The organism is Flammeovirga yaeyamensis (genome assembly GCF_018736045.1).
GTDB classification, from domain to species: domain Bacteria; phylum Bacteroidota; class Bacteroidia; order Cytophagales; family Flammeovirgaceae; genus Flammeovirga; species Flammeovirga yaeyamensis.
This window is the reverse complement of record NZ_CP076132.1, coordinates 4420142-4441811: the sequence shown is the minus strand read 5'-3', so window position 1 is coordinate 4441811 and position 21670 is coordinate 4420142. Positions and strand designations below refer to the sequence as shown.

The following is a 21670-nucleotide window of genomic DNA, read 5'->3' as shown; positions in this document are numbered from 1 at the left end:
TTATAATGCTAATTCTAAGAAAATTTCTGTCCCTTTACCCAAATTCGAAGAGACTTGTAGGTAGGCACCGATAGCCGAAGCACGTGTTTTTAAACTATTGATTCCAAACGATTGATCCGTTTTTGAAGTATCAAAACCAACTCCATTGTCTTCAATAGTAAGCACCAAAAGGTCAGGATATTTCATAAGTTGTATGGTACATTCTGATGCCTTCGAATGCTTCATCATATTATTGATACTCTCCTGAACAATCCTGTAGATACTAATTTCGTAACTCAGCTTTAGACGTTCTTCGCCGATATTTTCAAAAAATGAAATCTGAGTATCCGTAGATCCTTTCATTGCTGTAATTAAGGATTGTAGGGCAGGGACGATGCCATTTTCTTCGACGACTTTTGGCATAAGATTATGTGCCAAAGATCGACTTTCCTTTATCGATTTTTTTAAAAGGGAATACCCCAATTGAAAATGTTCCTCTGAATTTAATTCCGGTTGATGGTGCCTCACTTTTTCTAAATGAAGCAGGGCAGTCGACATCGTTTGTTGCAAGCTATCGTGAATATCTCTAGCAATTCGACTTCTTTCCTTGTCCTCAGTTTCCAGCACTGCATTCACGATTTTTTCTTCCGCTTTTAATTCATCGGTGATATCCACAAACGTACCCACAATACGATTCAAAGCTTTGGTGTTTTCATCAAATACCGGCAGACCTTGACACCTTAGCCACCTAAGTTCTTTATTTTTTGAATAGAATCGAGCATCAAAAGCAATGGGGTTTCTCGTTTCTTTATGTTCCTTGATCTCCTTATCAAAAAGGGATACATCGTCTTTATGGATATGGTCTTTTAAGAATTGAAGATCAGTTCCTAATTCCTCAGCATCATATTCAAGAAAATCCTTTCCCTTTGGAAACCATTTGATTTTCTTCTGCTGTGTATCAAAATCCCATATTAATGCCTTACTACCTTTTATGGCCAATTGAAAACGTTCATCGCTCTTTTCTAACTCGTTCTTGGTCGCTTTTATCTCTTTAATATTTTCTTGAAGTTGAAGATCCAACTGTTCCTGTTGCTTTACTCTTTTTTGAATTAAGATAAATGATATACAAGAGAACAAAAGGATCGACAGCAACAATGAAAGGGATACATAGAAGTAAAAATAGCCCTCTTCCGAACTTTTATTCCACTTGTTAGTGCTTTCATTTTCGATGAGATCATCAAAATCTTCTAAATGATGTAAGAGTTGTTTTCTAGCTATTTGATATTCCTCTTCATTATCAGAAAATCGTTCTATAGCTGATGTTGGTGATTTTTCTTTGAATACATCAGCCTCTAGCTGACGCAAATAATTATCTTTTTCTTGAGCAAGTTGAAGCAGTTGAATTTCACTTTCAGCTAAGCGGAACACCGTATCTTTGAGATGATACTTTTGGTAATCGGCTAATGCTTCTGAAGGCTCATTTTTAAGTTGTTGATATTGATTTTTCCAGTCAGCTTCTTGGGTGAGAAGGTATTGAGAAAACAAATAGGAGAGGTCGTTGTTCTTTTCGGCTATCTGATGACTTAGTTGTAGCTTCGCATGTTTTGTAAACTGCATCCTGCCAAAGCCTTTTCTGTTATCGAGTAACTTTAGAAAGACCATGGTGGTAATTATTAGGGAGATGATAATCACTCCAAATAATAGTGTAAATGCAGTGCGTACTTTTATCATGGAAATACGTTTTGTGTATTACTCAATTTAATACGTAATAATTCGATAATGGTTAGATATCGTAACGAATATACATCTGCCATCTTTGTGCACCTCCTCTTTGTTGATCTTTATTGAATCGCTCACCATGAACGATACTTGTGCCAAACCTCATACGATCGAAAGGAAACCAAAATAAGTTTAAACTGGTGTAATAACTTCTTTCGAAAGTACTTCCCGGTTGGAAATCGGCATTGTCGATCCAAGAGAAACCTGTTACAAAATTGACGAATATATTCTTTCTGAAATAGTGTTCTAAAGCTAAATAACCACCCACGGTATAAGGAATAAAAAGATCGCCACTTGGGTTAGGGACAGCATCCAATTGATAATTAGAAAAAGCAGATATGTATCGAGTAATTCCTTTTCCTCCGATAGCTTGAAGGTAAATATGATTTCGTGTTTCTTTAATATCCAAATCGATCAACATACTAAGCATGGCTCCAAATCCCACATCTGTCACCACCTGCTCATCGCTATTATAACTTGATATAAATCGAAGTAAACCTGCCGATTGTAAACTCAAATTATCGCGGACAAATTTATAACGACAAGCAAAGTCAGGTATAAACTGTCTTCTGTCTATTGCCACAGAATCGGTAAATGTACGTGTGGGAGTTTCTATACTTACACCGAATTCATTTTCGGTATTGGCAATCTTTTTCTCATAACGGATTAACCCTTGTCTTGTCGATGAACCACTACTTGGACCTTCATTATCTACCGTTAGTGGAGTAGTAGCTAAGTCGTTAAACGTCGTCCAAGTCTGACCCACCGTTAGGTAACCGTAACTCACATAAGCATGTCGTAAACGGAAATTATTGATACCCGTTCCTCCTCCAGCGAAATCACTTTCTACATAGAATCTGATAAAACCATCTCCTGTTTCTATTCGTGATGACCAACCAATTCTCGACTGTCGAGCATCCATATGATATCCCACTTGATCATTTCTTTCCCCCACAGGAATATTGTAAGGAGCAAAACCTCCGGTGGCTGTTAATCCGTTAAAATCCACCAGCGTATTCATTTTAACATAGCCACGTATTCCTAAGAATGTGGATGCCTGAGCGATATCTTGTGGATGGACCTGTTCAACAATCTTCGTGGTATCGACCTTAATAATCTCTTTTAAATTGACGACCTCATTATGATGTTGCTCCAATACCACCGTATCTCTTTGATGCACGATCGGTTCAAGTTGAGCAATAATAACACTGTCTTGAATATCTATCTGAAGAATATTTTCCGAATGTGCAGGTAATCTTAACTCACCCCAAAACGGAAAAGCACCATCTCGAGTCGTCCAAAAACCATGAGACCCAGGCTGTAGATTCAGTTTAATCGATTCATACGCCCTAAGATTATACGCATGCTGATTGATCTCCACCATAATGGATTGGTTCGCTTCATTTTCAATCCTTAAAATCGCCTCATCTCTCATAGAGTTATGGTCAGTCGTGTCGGCTGTCAGCACCCCTTTCACCAACACATCTACGATCTGAATATCTTTTCGGGCCACATATCCTCTTTTCCCTGAAAGGTAATCCCAAGCACGAACATACAGAGAAGTCGAGTCCAAAGGCAGAGTAAGAATATCCCGACCAGGCTCAATCCTCATCAATACCGGACTATTATAATCGCCACCACTTCGAAGATAGGTGACACGGTCGACGTCGGTACGCATCCATTGGGCAGATGAGAAGAGTGGGAGGAGGAGGAAAATAGGTAGTAGGTAGCAGGTAGCAGGTAGCAGGTTTTTTTTAGGTAGTAAGTAGTAGGTAGTAGGTAGCAGGTTTTGATGCTTTGGAGTATCAAAACTTACGGGTTTACCGTGGTTTATTTTTCTAATAGTTCGTGTAGCGAGGGGCCAAGGCCACCTCGTTGAAGACGGAGAAATAATGATATCAATTATATTTAAAAACAATTCCATCTAAGCTAAACTAAGTTTAAATTACTACCTACTACCTACTACCTACTACCTAATAGTTCGTGTATCGATGAGTTACACCCCTCGCTATGGAAGATTAGAAAACCGAGAGATATGGAAAAGAAAAGATTTTTAAGAAAACGATAACTTTCTGAGATTACTTCGAGGGGTTTCGTCACCTCTCTTTTAATATCAAAGTAACCCGCTTAGTTCTTTAGTTTCTTAGTTCCTTAGTTAAAAAACAGGTCATAAACTCAGCAACTCCTAACTCCTAATTCCTAACTCCTAACTTTATATATCATATCGTATATACATCTGCAATCTCGACGCATACCCATGTTCCAAATTCTTATTCCTCCTTACTCCGTAGATGTAGCCAACGCCGAGTTGCATTCTGTCGAATGCAAACCAATAGCTATTCAGTGATCCATAGTAACTTGCTTGATAACTATCTTCGGGTTGCCACTCTGCAGTTTGCAGCCAAGTGATTCCCCCTGTGATGTTACTAAATAATTTTTTTGACCAATGATGTTCTAGAGAGAGGTATCCTCCGGCTGTTTGAGGAATAAAGATATCTCCGTTAGGACTTTCGAAAGCATCATAATTGTGATTTCTAAATCCTCTTACATATCGGCTGATACCTTTTCCAAAGATGCCTTGGAAGTAGAGAAGGTTATCTTCGCTACCTAATTCTCTTTTGCCACTAATGTTGAGACCAAAGCCGACATTATGAGATATTGAGTTCATGTTATTGTTGTAGGATAACACTCTGAACAACCCGGCTATCTGAAAGTGTCCATCTTTATAAGTGAGTTTATATCTTGAGATCACATCAGGAACAGGTTGCCGTTCGCTGATGTAAACGGAGTCTGAAAATCCTATGGTGGGAGTTTCTACAGAAACGGCAAATTCGTTATCACCTTCTCCCACTTTTTTCTCGTACCGAATCATCCCTTGTCGGATGAGTACGGAACTGTTAGGTCCTTCTCGATCGACCGTAAGTGGAGTGGCTTCTAAGTCGGAAAAAGTAGACCATGTTTGTCCGACGGTGAGGTAGCCATAATCGGCGTATGCTTGCCTTAATCGGAAAAACATTTGGTTGGTTTCCCCTCCAGCAAAATCACCTTCTACGTATAGATTGAGGTAGCCTGTCTTGGCTTTTATTCGAGATGAAAAACCGATCCTTGATTGTCTAGCTCCTAGGTAGAAACCTCTATCGGTAGTGTTTCTCATATCACCAACAGGGATTTCTACAGGAATAAATCGATCGACATCAGACAGTCCGTTAAAATCAAATATTCCGTTGAGTTGAACAAAGCCTCTAAGTCCTACTTTCGACTTGGCTCTTTCTAAATCCTGAGGGTGTTTATTTTCAACAATTTTGGCTGTATCAATCCTCACTTTAGGAGTAACATTTACGGTGTCTACATGATGATATTCCATGCGAACCGTATCTTGAGTGGTGATAATTGGAGTAAGGTGAGCAGTGAGTGTTTCATCAACAGAACCCACTTTAAATACATATTCAGCAGAATCGGCTAATTCGATATTTCCCCAAAAAGGGTAGGCACCATCTCGACTGATCCACAGTCCGTGTTTCCCTTTCTTAATTCTTAAAGTAATTTCCTGATAAGGCTGAAGATGGTAAGGAATCTGATCGATTTCCACATTGATATTTTGTGGATGTTCGTTTTCTATATGTAGGGTTGTTCCTCCTCGATGTAGCGTTCCAGCATTCGACAATTCAGTAATCTCGGCCTTTATCAAAGTATCTTGCAAAGTGATGAACCCGCGATAGGCGTATCCTCTCTTGCCCGTCTGAAAATCCCAAATTCGGATATACATTTCTTCACCAATAGGTAAAGCCAACACCTGACGCCCCTTTTCCATCGACATGATAATTCTGGAGTTTTGATCAGCATAATCACGTAAATAGACATCTTTATTCACTTCGGCATTCATCCATTGGGCGGAGACCGAAGAAGTAAAAAGTAAGAGTGAAAAAATGAAAAAGTATTTTATTGAAGCAGACGTCATGTAAAGAGTTATAGTTCGAAGACGAAAGATTTAATAAAAATACATCATATTATTCTTAAATAGAAAATTTTGAGGTTGATAGATTGCGCTACAAATGGTATATTCGCAAAATCTTAAAAAATGGCTCCATAGTACAACGGATTAGTACGTAAGCTTCCGGCGCTTGAGATCTGGGTTCGATTCCCGGTGGGGCTACTCAGTATAAGGGAAGAGGTAAGAAGTAAGAGGGAAGGGATTTCCTTATTTCGAAAATGCAATCTTAGTTGGCAATTGGTTTGTTGATGGGGTTGCATTTTTTGTTGGAGCTTACAAACTAATTTTCTGAGGTAAATAATCTTTTGCCTTCAGCATACAATCTAGCATTTTTAAGAATTTCTTCTACCATTTTCTTTCGTTAAGAATTGGTCCAATATTTAAATTAGATAAGAATAAAATAATTAGTATATCAATTCATTAATAGTACTTTATTTACTCTCTTTTCCGGGTCTAATTTTAATAAATCTTCGTCTTTTAGAAGTTTAGACAAACATTCAATACCAATTGATATTATCCTTTTTCTAACAAAACGGATATTTTCTTTTTCTAACTCTTTACTCTTCTTTGGTTTACCATGAACAATTTCACTTCTTAAGTTATAAAGCTTTTTCAGTTCTTTATAAAGATTTTCTCGCTCAGTAAAATCATTCTTTAAGAATTTAGCTATTGATCCTGTAACTTTAATTGTTGTGTCACCGCGACCACTAAACATGCTTTCCCATGCAATAAAAGCGTCTACAATTGAATCTTCAGGAGTCTTATTAGCAAATATGGCAGACTCAAGTCTTTTCAAAGTAATTTCTAGGCTTTTAATATCATTATTATAAAATAGATCAAACCATTCTATAATTTTGGGGATATCCTCAGATTTAACCCTATAATACTTCTTAGGACGGTCTCTATTTGATATATACTCTAAATCAAGTAATGGAAAACCAGATTCAAAAATACATGCGGAAATACCATCAGTTTCATTATAAGCAAAGATTAATGCAAATTTAAATGCATCTACAATTTTATTTTGATGGTCATGTTGATCATTAGTTAATCCGTTACTAACATCACTATCTAATGCTTCAATTCTGGTATTATGAATAACCTTCAATATTCCTCCTGATATATGAGTTGTATGTTTTACACCTACACTTTTTGTGTGAATACCTAAGGCTGATAAAGATGGTAGTTGTTTTAATTGTGCATTCCTTAAGTTAAGCTCTTTAAAATTTAAAAACGATATTCCTCTTAAGCATACATAAGATTTAAATTCAACCTCTTTTTTTCTTGCTAAATCTCGTAGTAGTGAAATACTTTTTTCAATTTCAGTCATTAATGAATCAAAATCATAAAACATTTCATTACAACAGTTCATAAATGATCTTATGATGATTGTATTATAAGCTGATGATACTTGCTTTAATGATTTAAAACCACATTGTGTTGTAAATTGAAATCTATAATCAAACCCTTCCTTACCATTAGTTAAATTATTTAGAATATCATCTTTAACAATTCTGATAAATTCCTCATATGATGCCTGACTATCACTAAATATAGGTTGCTGTTTGAATGCACTTTGGTTGTTAATTAAAAGGATTGGATAATTTTTACGTGCTGCTAAAAAAAGAAATTGCATTACAGCATCATTTTCCCATTTTGATTTATAATCTTCTCCTCCACATAATTTCCTAAAGTTAACAAATAAAGTAGGGTTTATACGATGTAATTGGTGTTCTACACCATCTCCAATCCCTTTATTATCAATATAATCAAGCCTGATTTTTCTGATTAAAGAAGATAACCTCTCTAAAACAATTTCTTGATGATTATTCAAGTCCAGTTTTTCTAAATTATCACCTTCTTGAAGATTAGGATAATTAATAGTATATCTTAATAGGTCTACTCCTAAGTAATGTCTTAAAATTTCTAAGTCCCTTTGTAACATATTTAGTTTTCTTATAAGAAATAATATAATTCAATTCTCCTTCCTCAATTTCTTTTGAAACTTATTAAACTGCTCCTTTTCCAAAGCTTTATACTATTTCAATTTTTTCTGAAGAAACAATACACATACTGTACTGAAAAAAAATAAACCTTTCTGTAGTTACCTGTTTTTACTCCTAATACAAAAGGGTTATATAAACTGCCGTATTTAGTAACCTCCAATTTGATTTCATTTTAATCTACGTCTGGATAAGAAAAGTATATTAGGTTTATTCTTAATTATGAATTTAAAACTCATGTTTGATTATATCTAATTGGTTAGATACTTTTTGTAAAGTCTTATTAATTGATACTTCCTTCATTATCTAGTTCAGTTTTCTTATGTAAACAATGTACAAAATTACATTCGTTAATTATCAACAATGAAATAGAAATTTAATTTTGATGTACTTTAATCAAAACAACTTTCTTATTACCTTATCTTACTTTTTAAAAACTAAATTCTTCAGTACAAATGAATATAAAAGATACGTCTATATTTTAGTATTGGGGAATTGGTAGAGATAGAGTTTCAAAATAATAAATGGGGAGCAAAAGTATTGGAGGATATTTCTTCTAAGCTTCAGCAAGAAGTATCTGGTTTAAGAGGGTTTTCTGCAGAGAATATTAAGAAGATGCGTCGTTTTTTTAATAAATGGAATATATCACCTTCAATTCGGTCGTCACTGACGACCAAATTGGAAAATAAAGAAAATGCAATTAGTTCGACACTGTCGAACCAATTGAGTGAAGTAGATTTAAAAGTATTTTTATCTATATCATTTTCAAAACATTTTGAAATCTTAAGTATTGGAGATGACAAAGCAAAATGGTACTACATCCACAAAACAGCTCAAAACTTTTGGTCTGTTCGTCATCTTCGTACTGAAATAAAGAATCAATCCCATTTACAAAATGAAACTACCCAATAATTTTGAGCAAACCATGACTCAAGAATTGTCTAATAAAGCATTAAGATCATTTAAAGATCAGTACTTATTAGATTTTGTAAATGTGGAAGATGCAGATGATGAAATTGACGAAAGGGTTTTGGAAGGAGAAATTGTTCAGAACATCAGAAAGTTTTTAATGTCTTTAGGGGCTGATTTTACCTTTATGGGAAATCAATACAGGTTAGTGGTTGAGGAGGATGAATATTTTATAGACTTACTTTTTTATCACAGAAGTTTACAGGCTTTGGTCGCTTTTGAATTGAAAAAAGGAAAGTTCAAGCCCGAATATGTTGGGAAAATGAATTTCTATTTATCGGCTTTAGATGATTTGGTGAAACAACCTCACGAAAATTCATCAATAGGGATTATACTCTGTAAAGAAAAAAAAATAAAAAAGTAGAATACAGCTTTAGAGATTTATCAAAACCAATGGGTGTATCTACTTTCATAACATCAGAAACACTTCCTCAAAAATTCAAAGAAGCTTTACCTGATGCAGAGACGTTGAAGAAGCTGTTGTAACTAATCAATGCTTAATTAGAAGTTATATTCTTCTAAAACATCAATAAATCTATATTTTTTATTATAAACAATATCACCATAATAATCGGTTAGAATATTTGTATACAAAAACTCTTTTTTGACTAAACCGATTTCCTTATTTATAAATTCATGAAATGCACCTCCCATATTGTCAGTTGTATGAATATGTTTACATAGGAAGGTACCTGCCGGAACTGTAATACTCGTATCACCAATCACTTTTTTTATTCTTTTTACCTCCAAGTTTGAATGATTAATTACTTCCCAAGTCTTATTATTAACTAAAGGATAATCATAAACTACAGGGCAAGAATCAGCAGGGAATAATTCATTTTCAATCCTAAGGTTACTTTGATGATTAGGTAGGTGGAAAATTGGGCTAAATCCATAATAGTTACGTCCTACAAACAGGAATTTATTTTCTGAAAAAGTATAATAACGTTCTCCTTTTTTAGTTTCATTTTGCTCTTCAAAAATCAAACAATCGTAACCATTTATTTCTTTCCTACCAATCACTTCTATTGTGATGTCTTGATCAAAGATTAAAGAATCAGATATATATCTTTCATGTTTGTAAGACCAATTATTGCCTATATCAGTAGGGTATAAATACTCAACAGAAGTTTCATTATTATTACAAGAATAAAAAATGATGATCAATAAGGTAAATAATAAAGAAGTTTGTTTCATTTTGAATTTGCTTTAATGATAAGTCAGTTTGAAATGTTAATTTTAAAATTAATAAAGAATATAGAAGACTCAAAAATGTTTATCATACATTAATGCTATCAAATATTAAACAAACTATTTACCTAAAATCGAATGAAACAATGAATACTTTTCCCACAGTTCACTTTTCTGAAAAGTTAGAAAAAGACTATCCTCAAGCTTGGCAAACCATCAAAAAGGTGCTCAATAAGCATAGTATCTCTTATAGATTTTTATTAGAAACTAAAGATATCTGGTGTAGAGATTACATGCCTATAAAATCAAATGATGGAACTTTGGTTCAGTTTAAATACATGCCGAGTTATTTAAAAAATTATACTAAACTAAAATCAAAACCTCAGGAGGTGAATAGGGTAAATAGAATTGCTGCCATTTATTCTGATTTAAATGTTGATGGAGGTAATGTAGAACTTCACGATGGAATCGTATTTTTAACAGAAAGAGTCTTTTCTGAAAACCCTAAGTGGTCGAGAGAACAAGTAATTGAAGAGTTGACTTTAACCCTCAAAGCAAAGCCTTATTTTGTCAAAGATCAAAAAAAAGATATTGACACTACTGGTCATGTTGATGGTCATTTTAGAGTGATAAAAACAGGGGAAGTTGTGGTCAATGACTTTAGTAATGACGATGAATATGTAGTGGCTTCTTTTAAAAAAATAATGAATGAATTAAAATGGAAATATACAATGATGCCTTGGTTTGAAGAAGATGATAAGCCTAAAGACTCAATGAGTGCTATTGGAATTTATACCAACTTTTTAGTCATCGACAACATCATTTTGTTCCCCATCTTCGAAGTCGAAGGCAACAAAGACGCAGAAGCCTTAGAAGTCATCAAAGAACTATATCCGAATAAGATTATTGAGCCGATTAATATCAACTCCGTAGTAAAAGAAGGAGGTTTAATAAATTGTATCACTTGGGTGAATTAGGGGAATCAATCCCCTAACTCTTTCAAATCTTCTTGCTTAAAGTATCGGTTCTCATAAAAGTTTTTCTGACAGAACTTTAGATACTTTTGGTACTTATCAAACTTAATATTTTGCTCTTTTACAGTTTTAAGGATGGTATAATTGTATTCTAATGTATACTCAGGCCATTTCTTTTTTGCAGCCTCAACAAAATCGATAAACTCATTCGGTTTGTTTAGCTTATCAATAAAGAATTCTTTGTATTGATAGAGGTTTGCATAAAAAATCATTTTATCATTCACGTCCTTACTTTCGAGCATCTGATATAGGTATTTTTTTGCTCTATCTTTTTGATTGAAGTCATTTGCATAAAAGAACATCACTTGTAACTGAAGAAAGTGAGATTGTTCTAATTCATCTAAAATTTTATTGAAAACGAAGACGTTATTTTGAACGTGTGCCTGATTGAGTAAATAGATTACATCATATGCTATCGGCTGAGCAATACCATATTTTTTGATAAGGCCTTCTTCATATGTTTGCTCAAATTTTTTGTAAGTAAATGACTCATTGTACTCTTTTTTGATGAGGGTATCATAGTTTTTAAAGTCTCTGAAGATAAATTTAATGGCGTCAAAAAGACTTGAATTTGGCAGGGCAATATGGTCTGCATTGTATTTTTTCGAAAGTATATTCTCACTTAAATCTTTCTGTTGTTCCAAGTAAGCCCCGAAAACATTAAACTCATCGTCTTTGTTTCCATAACCAATAAAGTAGTCCTTGTTTTCTTTTTTATGCTTTAAAAAGTTTTGCTGAAAATAACTCTGAAAATCATTGACAGATAAAGCGATGATCCCATCAAAAACGTCTTGATCTTTTAGATAAACCTTAGTGACAAAATTTCCTGCATCCGAATGACCAATCAATGTATTATGTCCGGATACGGAATATCTATTACTTATATATGGTACTATTTCTTCTAAAACACATTGGTAAAAAAGATCACCTTCTGTAGTGAATTCACTTACAGGTAGGTTCTTATCCATGCCCCAGTTCGGACTTAGATCTCTACCTCGATCTATATTATCGATACCTACCACAATACATTCAGGAATCACATTGCTCCCCATATTTGTATTGGCCTGAAGTATAGAAATACTACCAATGGTAGGATCGAAAAGGGCTTCACCATCTAATACATATACCACAGGATATTTTTTATTGGAGTTGTATCCTTTGGGTAAAAATATTCTTAATGGTCTTTCTTCTCCAGGGTAATGTTTGGAGGTTAGGTATTCCACATCATATTTAAGTGAATATCTTCCTTTGGTCATCTTTTCGTCCGACCACCTTTCTACAGTTAGGTGGAGCTGATCCTGATGTTCTGAAATAATGATATTACTGAATTGCTCAATATCTTCGACAATCGCTTCTGATTCCCAATTCCCTCTTGTCAGTTTAAATTCGATAGGAAAAGTGAGTTCAAGTTGAATTTCTCTTTTGAGATCAGCTACTTTATTCAACATTACTTTATTGGGTTTCCAATCGCCCAAGCTTTTTTGATTCCCGGTAATGTACACTTCATCAGAAGCATTAGGCACTGAAACGGTAATTGTTGTGGAAGATTGACCAATCAACAATGTAGGTAGTAATAGAATGAACAGGATTGAAGTTAATTTTTTCATTTTCAAAGTTCTTAAAATGTTAGATAGTTGTTTTGAGGTATATAAATCAAAAAAATAATAAACTGAAATACTTTTTATATTTATTGATAATGAGGGTGTAAGCTAGTAAAGTTTATAGAAACTACAAACTTTGAAATAATACCATCTACATTTATAAACAATCATCTTCTTCAAAAAAATGAAGATATTCTTTTATAGCTTGAAATTTAGTTAGAATAGAAAAATTCCTATAAAAAATATATACAGCCCCAACAACATCACTTGTATTATATTAAACAATATATAGTACCATTTATATTTTGATATATTAAAATACAAAGGGAGAGGTATGTATATGTTAAAGCACCAAAATAATGTACTTAAAATTTCAGTCGACGAACTATAAGGGAGAAGTAAAGTCCTTAGAAAATCTTCCTCACTAGTATATACAATTCCTTTATCACGTAAAATTTTCCAGAGTAGTTGGGCCCGTAATCCTGTAAATATGTAAATGATTGATAGTATTAGAAAGCCCGTTAAAATATCTCTTATTTCTAAGTCCATTATTTGGTAGAATATTAGTTTATTAAATTATTAATATACCATGTTCTTCCAACACTTCCTTCAATCTCCCAGGATAATCCGAAATAATGCCATCTACTTTTAGATTAATCATAGCTTCCATGTCCTGAGTTTCATTCACTGTCCAAGGAATAATCAGCATATTTTTCGCTTTGCATTTTTCGACCAATTCTTGATCAACCAATTCGAAATACGGACTATATACTTCTGGGGTATAACCCAACGTGTTCATGTTTTCTTCGAATGATTTCTCGTTTTCTATCAAATAGACAGTTTTGTATTCAGGAGCAATTTTTCGAACTTCTTGTAAAGATTCCACATCAAAAGATTGAATGAAAATACGCTCTTTAAATGGATACTTTTTGATTTCATCCATCACCAACTGAGCAAATTCTTCAACACCGGGGTGGTAGATAGAATCATACTTTGGTTGCCTTTTGATTTCAATATTATAATAAGGTTTTTTCAGTTGATGTTCTTTCGCATATGCTTCAGCGTTTTCGATCACCTCACTTAATAAGGGTTTGTAAGTCACAAACTTTTTTTGATGTGGGAAACGATCATGAGGTCTCGATCCGACATCATATTTTTTGATATCGTCGTAGTTGAGCGCATAAATATTGTGGTCGTGTTCCGTGCCTTTTGTAATTGTAGCTCCTTGTGGGGAAATCGCTATTTCGTGAGAGAAAAACGGCTCATGAGACACCACTACTTTCTTATCTTTTGAGATCACCACATCCATTTCCAAAGTAGTTACTCCAATTTCTAAGGCCTTTAAAAATGCTTCATTCGTGTTTTCAGGATAAATGCCTCTACAGCCTCTATGACCTTGTAAATCGATGGTCTGCTGTTGTTTTTTCTGACAACCGAATACGGTAAGGAGGATCAAAAGATAAGGGAATACGTTTTTCATGGAGTTTAGTCAAAAGGTTTAAGTTGATGTAAAAGTAGAAAGAAGAATTGATGAATATTGCAGATGGGGACCTTGTTGATGTAAAATTAATATTGAAATAGACTGCCTCACTTTTAAAATAGAAAGGAGACAGTCGTTTTTTTTATGCTGAAAAATCAAAACAAAACACTTCTCCATCAAACTTTCGAATTCTCTTTTTCATGAAATGTTCTTTCTTCCAAAACTGAGGAAGTTGTTTCGTCTTTTTAAACCCAAACTTTTTAGGAAGCTTGGTATATAGAGACTTTGGAGGTGGACAATTTTCTAACTTTTTAAAATAATTTCCACTCTCGAAAGTATGGTAATAGATCTTTGTAACTCCAATTTCTTCTAATAGAAATTGGACAGAACACATCAGCATAGCTTCTGACCAATACGTATTGTACTGTTTTAAAGCATCGATGTAAAGGTCTAAATCATCTAAGCTGACAAAGTCTGTGATCTAATGATTCTTCTGTCTTTTCTCTGGAATTGATTTGATTTTTCTATGTGTATCTAAAGCATCTCTCAACCAATCATTTTGTATTTCTTCTATAAATGCTTCTCCCGTGTCTAGATTAAAATCAAGTCTAGACCAAGCCATTGTAGAATATTTTTCTGAAATAGGATGACAAGACATGGTAAAAGGATGCCAGTCATCAATGTCAAAAAACTTCCTGTAGATCAACTCATGGTCTAAATCAAAATTGAGTTGTATCACTAAGTTTTCACCAGGTAATGAGGTTTGGTACCAGTCATCATTACGATGATTTTCGAATTCACCCCATCGCCCCAATGTGATTTTAAAATGCTTTAGATCATCTGAATAAATGAATTGATCCTTTGAATATTGCGCTTTTCCGCTTTTTGCAGTGAGCCGATGAAAGGCAGGTTTATTCAATAAAAAATCAAATGAACTATTCTTAATTAAAGATTTTGAATGGAGGTTTTTTGATATTACCATCTCTAATAAATGACGCACATATTCCTCTTTTTTATATGAAAAATACTTTTGTTCAACATCAACAGATGCCAGAACAAGTTCTAATATTTCGGTTTGCATAACGATTTGTGATTTGGACTTTTAGATATTGCCAATGATGGCAGGGGAGTCCAATCCTCATCAAATCAGTACTTTGCTTCCTGTTTAATGAGGTGTTAGACTCAATGGATTTGGATGTTGTCTATACGTCATTACTTTTTGATTTTTAATTTTAAAAACATGATTATTAGTTGTTTACTGATTACTTATTGTTTGAAATGTGGTCCTTTATAAACTTTCACGGCGTTACCTCTTTCTAAAGCCAAGTGATTCATCCATTGTTGTTCCAGCTTTTCTTTAGTGTTTTCTAAGCGTAAGATTTCAAACTTTTCTTTCATCTTCTCCAACGCTTTTTGCTTGTTCTGATGCTGCGATTTTCCATCAGAAACTTCCACACTAATTCCACTAGGCACATGAATCACACGAACTGCTGTTTCCACTTTGTTTCGATGTTGACCTCCAGGACCAGAACCTCTAAACGTTTGGAATTGCAGGTCTTTAGCATTCAACTTTTCAACTTCTCTTTCAGCAAAGAAGTCGATAGCTACAAACCAATTTTTGCGTTTATGGAATTTCCGGTAAGGACTTTTACCAATCCACTGTATTGTACCACGCCATTCCTTTAATTGATTTTCCAAATACTTACCTTTTGCTTTTATGATCACTGAACTCAACGTATGATGCAAAGGTCCATCCATTCGAGAAAGCACTTGATGTTCTATATTTTTTGATTTTAAATCGTCCAAAACTTCTTTCAAAAGCTTAGCGACTACCCAACAACATTCCGCCGGACCTCTTCCTGAGGTGATCTGAATATATAATTCTGAATTACTATTTTTCATCATGATTAAGCTTTATCCATTCGAACAATTTTAGGAGAAAAGGTACCTACCACATCCACAAGGTGAGTCTGACTACTCATGACTTCCTCAATGTTTTTATAAGCGATGGGTGCTTCATCTATACTTCCTCCAATAAGGGTGACTTGTTCTTTCTGAAGGATTTTCTTTAACTGACTTCCCGTTATTTTCTCCTTGGTTTTAGATCGAGAAAACTGTCGTCCTGCACCATGTGATGCCGATTGAAGAGAAGCATTTTCACCTTTACCTTGAACGATATACCCATTCGCCGTCATCGAACCAGGAATGATTCCCAAAACACCTTTTCCTGCAGGAGTCGCCCCTTTACGATGCACTATGCATTCTGTACCATCTGCCTGCATTTCTTTCCAAGCAAAATTGTGATGGTTCTCCACCTTAGCCACTGCTTTAATTCCTAAAGCTTTGGCCAAGTGATGGTGAATCTGATCATGACAAGCCTTTGCATAATCACCTGCCAAGTTCATCGAAAGCCAGTATTCCTGACCTTCCTGAGTGTTTAAATCCAACCAAGCCAAATTTTGAGTAGGAGAGGGCAAAAGACATTTTTCTTTGGCAATTTTTGTATAATGATTTGCTATTGTTGCCCCTAAACCTCTCGATCCTGAATGGGCTAGTAAGCCCACATATTCACCTGCTTCCAATTGGAATGGATTTTCTGATGGGAGTGTCACAGTACCAAATTCTACAAAGTGATTTCCAGACCCCGAAGTACCTAGTTGTCTACTTGCTCTCCCATGTAATTGCTTTAATAAGGAAGTTGCAGAGAAGGTATCACGATCTAAAATCTCATGTTCCTGAGGGATACCTAATTCCCCACCCGTTCCGAAATTGGTATATTCTTTCAACGCTTGCTTTATTTGATATTCATAGCGTTTCAAGAAATTAGGTTGGATTGGATAAATTGTTAGACTCATTCGGCAACCGATGTCTACTCCAACACCATAAGGAATAACTACATTGTTTGTTGCTAAAACACCGCCAATGGGTAATCCATAACCTTGGTGTGCATCGGGCATCATTGCCCCGCTATGTACTACAGGTAATTTCATTGCCCAACGCATTTGTTGGTAGGCATTACTGCTTATATGTTTTCGACCGAATACATTAAAATCTTTGGCTTCAGCAAGTAGTTCCACCTGCTGTCTTTTTACATTAATTTCTGGTTGAAATACTTTAGCAATCGGCGATAGCACCTCATCCGCTAAGTATTTTGAATAATTATTTTTGATGTCCTCAAGCAACACTAACTGATCTTGCATTGAGGTATGTTTATAATGCTTCGCCATTATTTGCACAGCAAGACTTATTGCCTTATTCGAAGCATATTGAATGGCACGAAGGTGTTTACCCTTCAGTTTCTGTTGGCCCATATTATTTGATATACAAATCAATCACTGAATATTGTATTACTTAAAAAAGTGATAACAATAGAATACAGTGACACAGATTAAAAATTAACCTGATTATTCTAAAATGAAATAAAAATGATTGTTAGACTGATATAGAGATTAGGCCATGCTTTTTGATAAAGATGGCGGGATTCAAAATATCAAGAAATTTTTGAATCTCAGTCTATGATTCGATATGTAATTTTAAGACCAACATCGTGATACCCTCCTTTTTAGTTTTAGAGTGAGTTGTGTTTACAAGCACAAATGTAAATGAAAAAAAATCTTAAATACAAATTTTTTCTTCATTAGAGAGTGGGTTAATGTAGATGATAAATTAAAATTTAATGGGATTTTCATGGTTAATATATTATCTGTTTTATGTATATTTATATTATAATAGATAATATATTAGCTATGTATTCATTAAACGATACCCCCAATTCCGTCATCAAAAAAATTGCAGATCGACATAAAGATCTTCGAAAAAGCATGAAAATTTCACAAGAAGAAATGGCCAAAAGGTCTGGAGTTTCTTTGGGAAGTTTGAAGCGATTTGAGCGAACAGGACAAATTTCTTTGGAATCTTTACTAAAGCTTGCTCATGTTTTAAATCGTTTAGATGAGTTTAATCAGGTACTTCTAGAAAAAGAAGATCTGAATGATATTATGAACCTATTTAGTGATGATGTAAAATGAAAAAGATCGACAAAATTAGAGTTCAACTTTCCTTTGATAAGGAGAATATCTTAGATGTAGGGGAGATTGTTACCCAAAATCAAAAATTCTACTTTAAATATCATACAGCATTAAAAAAATACCAACTTCAATTATCTCCATTCAAGTTACCTTTAACGGATAGTATTGTGGATATGTCTTCATTTCCTTTTGATGGAATGGCAGGGGTATTCAATGATTCACTACCTGACGGTTGGGGGAGGTTATTGTTGGATAGAATGTTGACAACAAAAGGGATCAATATTAATGATATTACTTTACTGGATCGCTTGGCTTATGTTGGAAGTTTTGGTGCTGGAGCTTTAGTTTATCAACCTGAGTTAGGGGAAGAGGAAGAATATTCAAATATTAGATTGGATGAGTTATTTCATCAATCAGAAAAAGTTTTGGAAGGTACTTCTGAGGAAGTGATCGATGAATTATTTGATCTAGGTGGATCTTCTGGAGGGGCTCGACCGAAAGTGAATGTCATTCATAACCCTATCACAAATACATTATCTTCAGGAAATAAGTTAAAGGAAAATGACGAGCATTGGATCATTAAATTTCCTTCCTCTTTTGATGCCAACGATATTGCGAATATTGAATATGCATATTATAAAATGGCATTGGATTGTGGCATTGAAATGAGTGAATGTAAGTTGTTTTATGGTGCATCTGGGAAAGCGTATTTTGGAACCAAACGATTTGATAGAATTGGACAAAATCAACGTTTGCACATGCATTCGGCTAGTGGAATAATGCACGATAATTTCCGATTAAGTAATATGGATTATGGACATTTATTAGATTGTGCTTTTCAGTTGGAGAGGGATGTAGCAGCTTATAATAGAGTATTCCGATTGGCTTGTTTCAATGTGTTTACGCACAATAGAGACGATCACAGTAAAAACTTTGCATTCTTGATGAATAAAGACGGACAATGGAAATTTGCTCCGGCATATGATTTAACATACTCCACCTCATCACATGGTTTTCATAGTACAATGGTTGCAGGTGAAAGTCAGCATCCTACATCAAAAGATCTTTTGAAGTTAGCAGCACACTTTAATATACAAGAGGCTGAGAATATAATTGATGAGGTGAAATCAGTAGTTGAAAAGTGGAGTAATTATGCTGACAAATATTCTGTTTCATCAGGTTCAAAAAATAAAATACAGAAATCGATAATCAAATTGATTGATAGCTAATATATTAACTAAAATACCCTAAATACAGTAATAATAGCTAATTTATTAGCTACTTTTTCATTTCTTTAAACATCAAATACTCCTCTTCTACCATATTGTATTATCTAAAGATGCTTTTGCGACAATGTTGCATAAATTTTGATATTCCATCCTTTTTGGTAAATTCATATTCACTAAGAAAAATCATTACGAAATCCATTATTATGAAACAAAGACTGTACGATGAAATTGTCCAAAAACATTTCCCAAATGCGAAAGATGCTAAAGATACCTCTATCCATTATTTAGGGAAGATGCAACTGGAACATCACTTAGATATTTCGAAAGTATTAATGGCAACATCGGTGTGTTCTGACGATATTAATGTTCCATCAACCACTTTCTTTAATGTGCTTTTTGGTCCATTTAATATGGGTGGATTAGGTGGAATTCCGTTTGTAGGAAAAACTGGGATGACTGCATTTGCTCATCACGTACCTGACGGTGGTAGTGCTTTTATTTTTTATGGACCACACATCGGAATTACGTTAGAGGGAGAGACAGGAAAGATGTACAGACCTCGTATGGAAGAAAAAGGAAATTCTTGTGGTGCTTTGATGTTGGCTTTAAATCGACTACAAGACGAAAATTATAAGCCTGTTAGAGCAGACGATGATATACAGCAAATGTTGTTAGAGGAAAACCTCTTGCCTTACAGAGAAAGAATTTTAGAAAGTAGCGATCAGGCAAAAGCCATTACTGAAGTGACTTATGAAATTATTGATAAGCAAATTCATGAGTACATTAAAGCTTGTAAGTCGGAGTTTCATGTAGATAAAATCACTTTATTAGGAGGTATTGTTATTAATACAGAACTTGGAACAGACGATTATTTTGTAGCCAAAAACTTCGAAGTAATCGACTTAAATAATATAGCGTAGAACGTTATTTAAATAAAAAATGAGGCTGTCTTAACATCCTAATAAATGGATATTTGAGACAGCCTTATTTTATTTAGGAAATTAAAAGTTAAAAATGAAGAATGAAAAACGTGAAATGTTAAGTTAACGCTCGTTTTACTCAAAGAGGTACACGAACTTCCCACGAATAGTTTAACTAACCACGTTTTTCATTTTTAACTTTTCATTTCCAACAAGTTTTAAAAACTCATTTCTAAGGGACAAATCATTAAACTCCCCGCCATACTCCAACGTTACCGTCGAGCTTGTTTTGTCTTTTACACCACGAGAAGAAACACATAAATGTTCGGCATCAACTACTACGATAACACTGTCTGTTTGTAGTGCATCTTTTAGTTCGTTATAGATTTGAAGCGTCATGCGTTCTTGTACCTGTGGACGTTTTCCGTAATATTCAACGATACGATTAATCTTGGAAATACCAATCACTTTCCCCGAAGAAATATAGCCTACATGTGCTTTTCCAACGATAGGTAAGAAGTGATGTTCGCAAGCAGAAGAGAAGGTAATGTTCTTTTCTACCAGCATTTTATTATACTGATATTTGTTATCGAAAACGGAAAGGTTCGGTTTATTTTTAGGATCAAGGCCAGCGAATAATTCTTTCACGTACATTTTAGCAAAACGGTAAGGCGTTCCTTTCAGACTATTGTCTGATAAGTTCAAGCCTAATGTTTTCATTATACCCGCAAAATACTCCTGAATAATCTCGATTTTTTCTTCATCTGATTTATTAAATGCATCGGGTAGCATTGGAGTGTCAACACTCGTCATGATATGATTATCTCCCTCTGATTCTATTCTTCGTTTTTCTTCCTTTTTCATTTACTCCATCCCTTCTATAAATGACAATTTATTTTCTTCTTGATCATAATTTCTGTAGAAACAGGCTTTACGATTTTCTCCATTTTTATCGAAAGTATGGCAAACGCCACTTCCCATTAATTCCACTTGATAAATGATGGCATCTTGATCGCAATCCACCATAATATTTTCAATTTTGAGATAGTTGCCAGAGGTTTCCCCTTTGGTCCATAATTCTTGTCTCGATGTGGACCAAAAAGTAGCTTTCTGAGTACGAAGTGTTTTATCAAATGCTTCTTGATTGGCGTAACCTAACATTAATATTTGTCCAGTAGATTTTTCCTGAACAATCACAGGCAGTAATCCACCTCTTTTATCAAATTGAAGTTGTGCCGATAAGCCTTCTTCTAATTCTATCTTAAAATTGTTTTCCATGCTCTTGGATAATTGATTCAACCTCTTTTCTATTGCAATACATAGGGTTATCTACGTATTTTATTTTAATGCGATGGTGTTGCAAAAATGAAAAATCAATTTGATTAATTCAAAATAAATAGAGAATACTTTGAGCATTTTGTAGAATGTTACTTTCGTTTTGTAAGCAAATAATAAAGCTCTATTCA

General features: G+C 34.3%; 19 protein-coding genes and 1 tRNA gene. 7 read left to right on the top strand and 13 right to left on the bottom strand.

Features of this window, described 5'->3' with window-relative positions:
* From KMW28_RS17545 to KMW28_RS17535, 3 genes are all read right to left on the bottom strand, one after another.
* Positions 1 to 1710, bottom strand: coding sequence for a sensor histidine kinase (locus KMW28_RS17545; protein WP_169662933.1), 1710 nt, complete (start codon positions 1708 to 1710; stop codon positions 1 to 3).
* Positions 1711 to 1762: 52 nt separating this feature from the next.
* Positions 1763 to 3682, bottom strand: coding sequence for a DcaP family trimeric outer membrane transporter (locus tag KMW28_RS17540; RefSeq protein WP_169662932.1), 1920 nt, complete (start codon positions 3680 to 3682; stop codon positions 1763 to 1765).
* A 288-nt stretch (positions 3683 to 3970) separates the two neighbouring features.
* Complete coding sequence (locus KMW28_RS17535; RefSeq protein WP_169662931.1) at positions 3971 to 5716, bottom strand: DcaP family trimeric outer membrane transporter; 1746 nt, start codon at positions 5714 to 5716, stop codon at positions 3971 to 3973.
* A gap of 122 nt (positions 5717 to 5838) precedes the next feature.
* Here KMW28_RS17535 and KMW28_RS17530 point away from each other — a divergent pair.
* Positions 5839 to 5911 (top strand) — tRNA-Arg (locus KMW28_RS17530).
* Positions 5912 to 6161: 250 nt separating this feature from the next.
* Here KMW28_RS17530 and KMW28_RS17525 read toward each other — a convergent pair.
* Complete coding sequence (locus tag KMW28_RS17525; protein WP_169662930.1) at positions 6162 to 7694, bottom strand: HEPN domain-containing protein; 1533 nt, start codon at positions 7692 to 7694, stop codon at positions 6162 to 6164.
* A 526-nt stretch (positions 7695 to 8220) separates the two neighbouring features.
* On the opposite strand from KMW28_RS17525, the gene KMW28_RS17520 reads away from it, so the two are divergent.
* Together KMW28_RS17520 and KMW28_RS17515 are read left to right on the top strand one after the other, a co-directional pair.
* Positions 8221 to 8664 carry a DUF1016 N-terminal domain-containing protein gene (locus tag KMW28_RS17520; protein ID WP_262899386.1) on the top strand — a complete coding sequence of 148 codons (444 nt, stop codon included), beginning with the start codon at positions 8221 to 8223 and terminating at the stop codon, positions 8662 to 8664.
* Positions 8648 to 9085 (top strand): PDDEXK nuclease domain-containing protein, encoded by a 438-nt coding sequence (locus tag KMW28_RS17515; RefSeq protein ID WP_169662928.1) that lies wholly within the window; start codon positions 8648 to 8650, stop codon positions 9083 to 9085. Before KMW28_RS17520 ends, KMW28_RS17515 begins: the two co-directional genes overlap by 17 nt.
* A 137-nt stretch (positions 9086 to 9222) precedes the next feature.
* Here the strand turns inward: KMW28_RS17515 and KMW28_RS17510 are convergent, their stop codons facing one another.
* Positions 9223 to 9918 carry a hypothetical protein gene (locus KMW28_RS17510; protein WP_169662927.1) on the bottom strand — a complete coding sequence of 232 codons (696 nt, stop codon included), beginning with the start codon at positions 9916 to 9918 and terminating at the stop codon, positions 9223 to 9225.
* Between the two features lie 140 nt (positions 9919 to 10058).
* Between KMW28_RS17510 and KMW28_RS17505 the strand changes: the two genes are divergently transcribed.
* The gene (locus tag KMW28_RS17505) at positions 10059 to 10889 is read left to right on the top strand and encodes an agmatine deiminase family protein (protein WP_169662926.1); all 831 of its coding nucleotides are present in this window, start codon (positions 10059 to 10061) and stop codon (positions 10887 to 10889) included.
* A gap of 5 nt (positions 10890 to 10894) precedes the next feature.
* On the opposite strand, the gene KMW28_RS17500 is transcribed toward KMW28_RS17505, so the two are convergent.
* The 6 genes from KMW28_RS17500 to KMW28_RS17475 all read right to left on the bottom strand — a co-directional run bounded on the left by KMW28_RS17500 (position 10895) and on the right by KMW28_RS17475 (position 17338).
* On the bottom strand, positions 10895 to 12553 hold the full coding sequence (locus KMW28_RS17500) for an alpha/beta hydrolase-fold protein (protein ID WP_169662925.1): 1659 nt from the start codon (positions 12551 to 12553) through the stop codon (positions 10895 to 10897).
* Between the two features lie 565 nt (positions 12554 to 13118).
* Positions 13119 to 14027 carry a glycerophosphodiester phosphodiesterase gene (locus tag KMW28_RS17495; protein ID WP_169662924.1) on the bottom strand — a complete coding sequence of 303 codons (909 nt, stop codon included), beginning with the start codon at positions 14025 to 14027 and terminating at the stop codon, positions 13119 to 13121.
* A 142-nt stretch (positions 14028 to 14169) separates the two neighbouring features.
* Complete coding sequence (locus KMW28_RS17490; RefSeq protein WP_169662923.1) at positions 14170 to 14421, bottom strand: hypothetical protein; 252 nt, start codon at positions 14419 to 14421, stop codon at positions 14170 to 14172.
* Positions 14422 to 14508: 87 nt separating this feature from the next.
* A complete protein-coding gene (locus KMW28_RS17485; protein ID WP_169662922.1) occupies positions 14509 to 15108 on the bottom strand; it encodes a hypothetical protein in 600 nt (199 codons plus the stop codon).
* 185 nt (positions 15109 to 15293) lie between these two features.
* On the bottom strand, positions 15294 to 15932 hold the full coding sequence (gene prfH, locus KMW28_RS17480) for a peptide chain release factor H (protein ID WP_169662921.1): 639 nt from the start codon (positions 15930 to 15932) through the stop codon (positions 15294 to 15296).
* Positions 15933 to 15934: 2 nt separating this feature from the next.
* Positions 15935 to 17338, bottom strand: coding sequence for an RtcB family protein (locus KMW28_RS17475; protein ID WP_169662920.1), 1404 nt, complete (start codon positions 17336 to 17338; stop codon positions 15935 to 15937).
* A 435-nt stretch (positions 17339 to 17773) separates the two neighbouring features.
* Between KMW28_RS17475 and KMW28_RS17470 the strand changes: the two genes are divergently transcribed.
* The 3 genes from KMW28_RS17470 to KMW28_RS17460 all read left to right on the top strand — a co-directional run bounded on the left by KMW28_RS17470 (position 17774) and on the right by KMW28_RS17460 (position 20204).
* On the top strand, positions 17774 to 18055 hold the full coding sequence (locus KMW28_RS17470; RefSeq protein WP_169662919.1) for a helix-turn-helix domain-containing protein: 282 nt from the start codon (positions 17774 to 17776) through the stop codon (positions 18053 to 18055).
* Positions 18052 to 19284: a type II toxin-antitoxin system HipA family toxin gene (locus tag KMW28_RS17465; protein WP_169662918.1), complete on the top strand. Its 1233-nt coding sequence runs from the start codon at positions 18052 to 18054 to the stop codon at positions 19282 to 19284. Before KMW28_RS17470 ends, KMW28_RS17465 begins: the two co-directional genes overlap by 4 nt.
* A 203-nt stretch (positions 19285 to 19487) precedes the next feature.
* Positions 19488 to 20204, top strand: a complete 717-nt coding sequence (locus tag KMW28_RS17460; RefSeq protein WP_169662917.1) for a hypothetical protein — start codon at positions 19488 to 19490, stop codon at positions 20202 to 20204.
* A 171-nt stretch (positions 20205 to 20375) separates the two neighbouring features.
* Here KMW28_RS17460 and folE read toward each other — a convergent pair whose 3' ends face one another.
* Positions 20376 to 21068, bottom strand: a complete 693-nt coding sequence (gene folE / locus KMW28_RS17455; protein ID WP_169662916.1) for a GTP cyclohydrolase I FolE — start codon at positions 21066 to 21068, stop codon at positions 20376 to 20378.
* Entirely contained in the window at positions 21069 to 21482 is a 414-nt protein-coding gene (hisI, locus tag KMW28_RS17450) for a phosphoribosyl-AMP cyclohydrolase (RefSeq protein ID WP_066212373.1), read from the bottom strand.
* Positions 21483 to 21670 lie beyond the last annotated feature (188 nt).

Coding starts and splice junctions, on each gene's coding strand:
- KMW28_RS17510 (WP_169662927.1), bottom strand. CDS start 9,918: ATGAAACAAACTTCTTTATTATTTACCTTATTGATCATCATTTTTTAT.
- KMW28_RS17460 (WP_169662917.1), top strand. CDS start 19,488: ATGAAACAAAGACTGTACGATGAAATTGTCCAAAAACATTTCCCAAAT.
- KMW28_RS17470 (WP_169662919.1), top strand. CDS start 17,774: ATGTATTCATTAAACGATACCCCCAATTCCGTCATCAAAAAAATTGCA.
- KMW28_RS17495 (WP_169662924.1), bottom strand. CDS start 14,027: ATGAAAAACGTATTCCCTTATCTTTTGATCCTCCTTACCGTATTCGGT.
- KMW28_RS17540 (WP_169662932.1), bottom strand. CDS start 3,682: ATGGAATTGTTTTTAAATATAATTGATATCATTATTTCTCCGTCTTCA.
- KMW28_RS17515 (WP_169662928.1), top strand. CDS start 8,648: ATGAAACTACCCAATAATTTTGAGCAAACCATGACTCAAGAATTGTCT.
- KMW28_RS17490 (WP_169662923.1), bottom strand. CDS start 14,421: ATGTGTTCTGTCCAATTTCTATTAGAAGAAATTGGAGTTACAAAGATC.
- KMW28_RS17505 (WP_169662926.1), top strand. CDS start 10,059: ATGAATACTTTTCCCACAGTTCACTTTTCTGAAAAGTTAGAAAAAGAC.
- KMW28_RS17475 (WP_169662920.1), bottom strand. CDS start 17,338: ATGGGCCAACAGAAACTGAAGGGTAAACACCTTCGTGCCATTCAATAT.
- KMW28_RS17525 (WP_169662930.1), bottom strand. CDS start 7,694: ATGTTACAAAGGGACTTAGAAATTTTAAGACATTACTTAGGAGTAGAC.
- KMW28_RS17500 (WP_169662925.1), bottom strand. CDS start 12,553: ATGAAAAAATTAACTTCAATCCTGTTCATTCTATTACTACCTACATTG.
- KMW28_RS17535 (WP_169662931.1), bottom strand. CDS start 5,716: ATGACGTCTGCTTCAATAAAATACTTTTTCATTTTTTCACTCTTACTT.
- prfH (WP_169662921.1), bottom strand. CDS start 15,932: ATGATGAAAAATAGTAATTCAGAATTATATATTCAGATCACCTCAGGA.
- KMW28_RS17545 (WP_169662933.1), bottom strand. CDS start 1,710: ATGATAAAAGTACGCACTGCATTTACACTATTATTTGGAGTGATTATC.
- folE (WP_169662916.1), bottom strand. CDS start 21,068: ATGAAAAAGGAAGAAAAACGAAGAATAGAATCAGAGGGAGATAATCAT.
- KMW28_RS17485 (WP_169662922.1), bottom strand. CDS start 15,108: ATGCAAACCGAAATATTAGAACTTGTTCTGGCATCTGTTGATGTTGAA.
- hisI (WP_066212373.1), bottom strand. CDS start 21,482: ATGGAAAACAATTTTAAGATAGAATTAGAAGAAGGCTTATCGGCACAA.
- KMW28_RS17465 (WP_169662918.1), top strand. CDS start 18,052: ATGAAAAAGATCGACAAAATTAGAGTTCAACTTTCCTTTGATAAGGAG.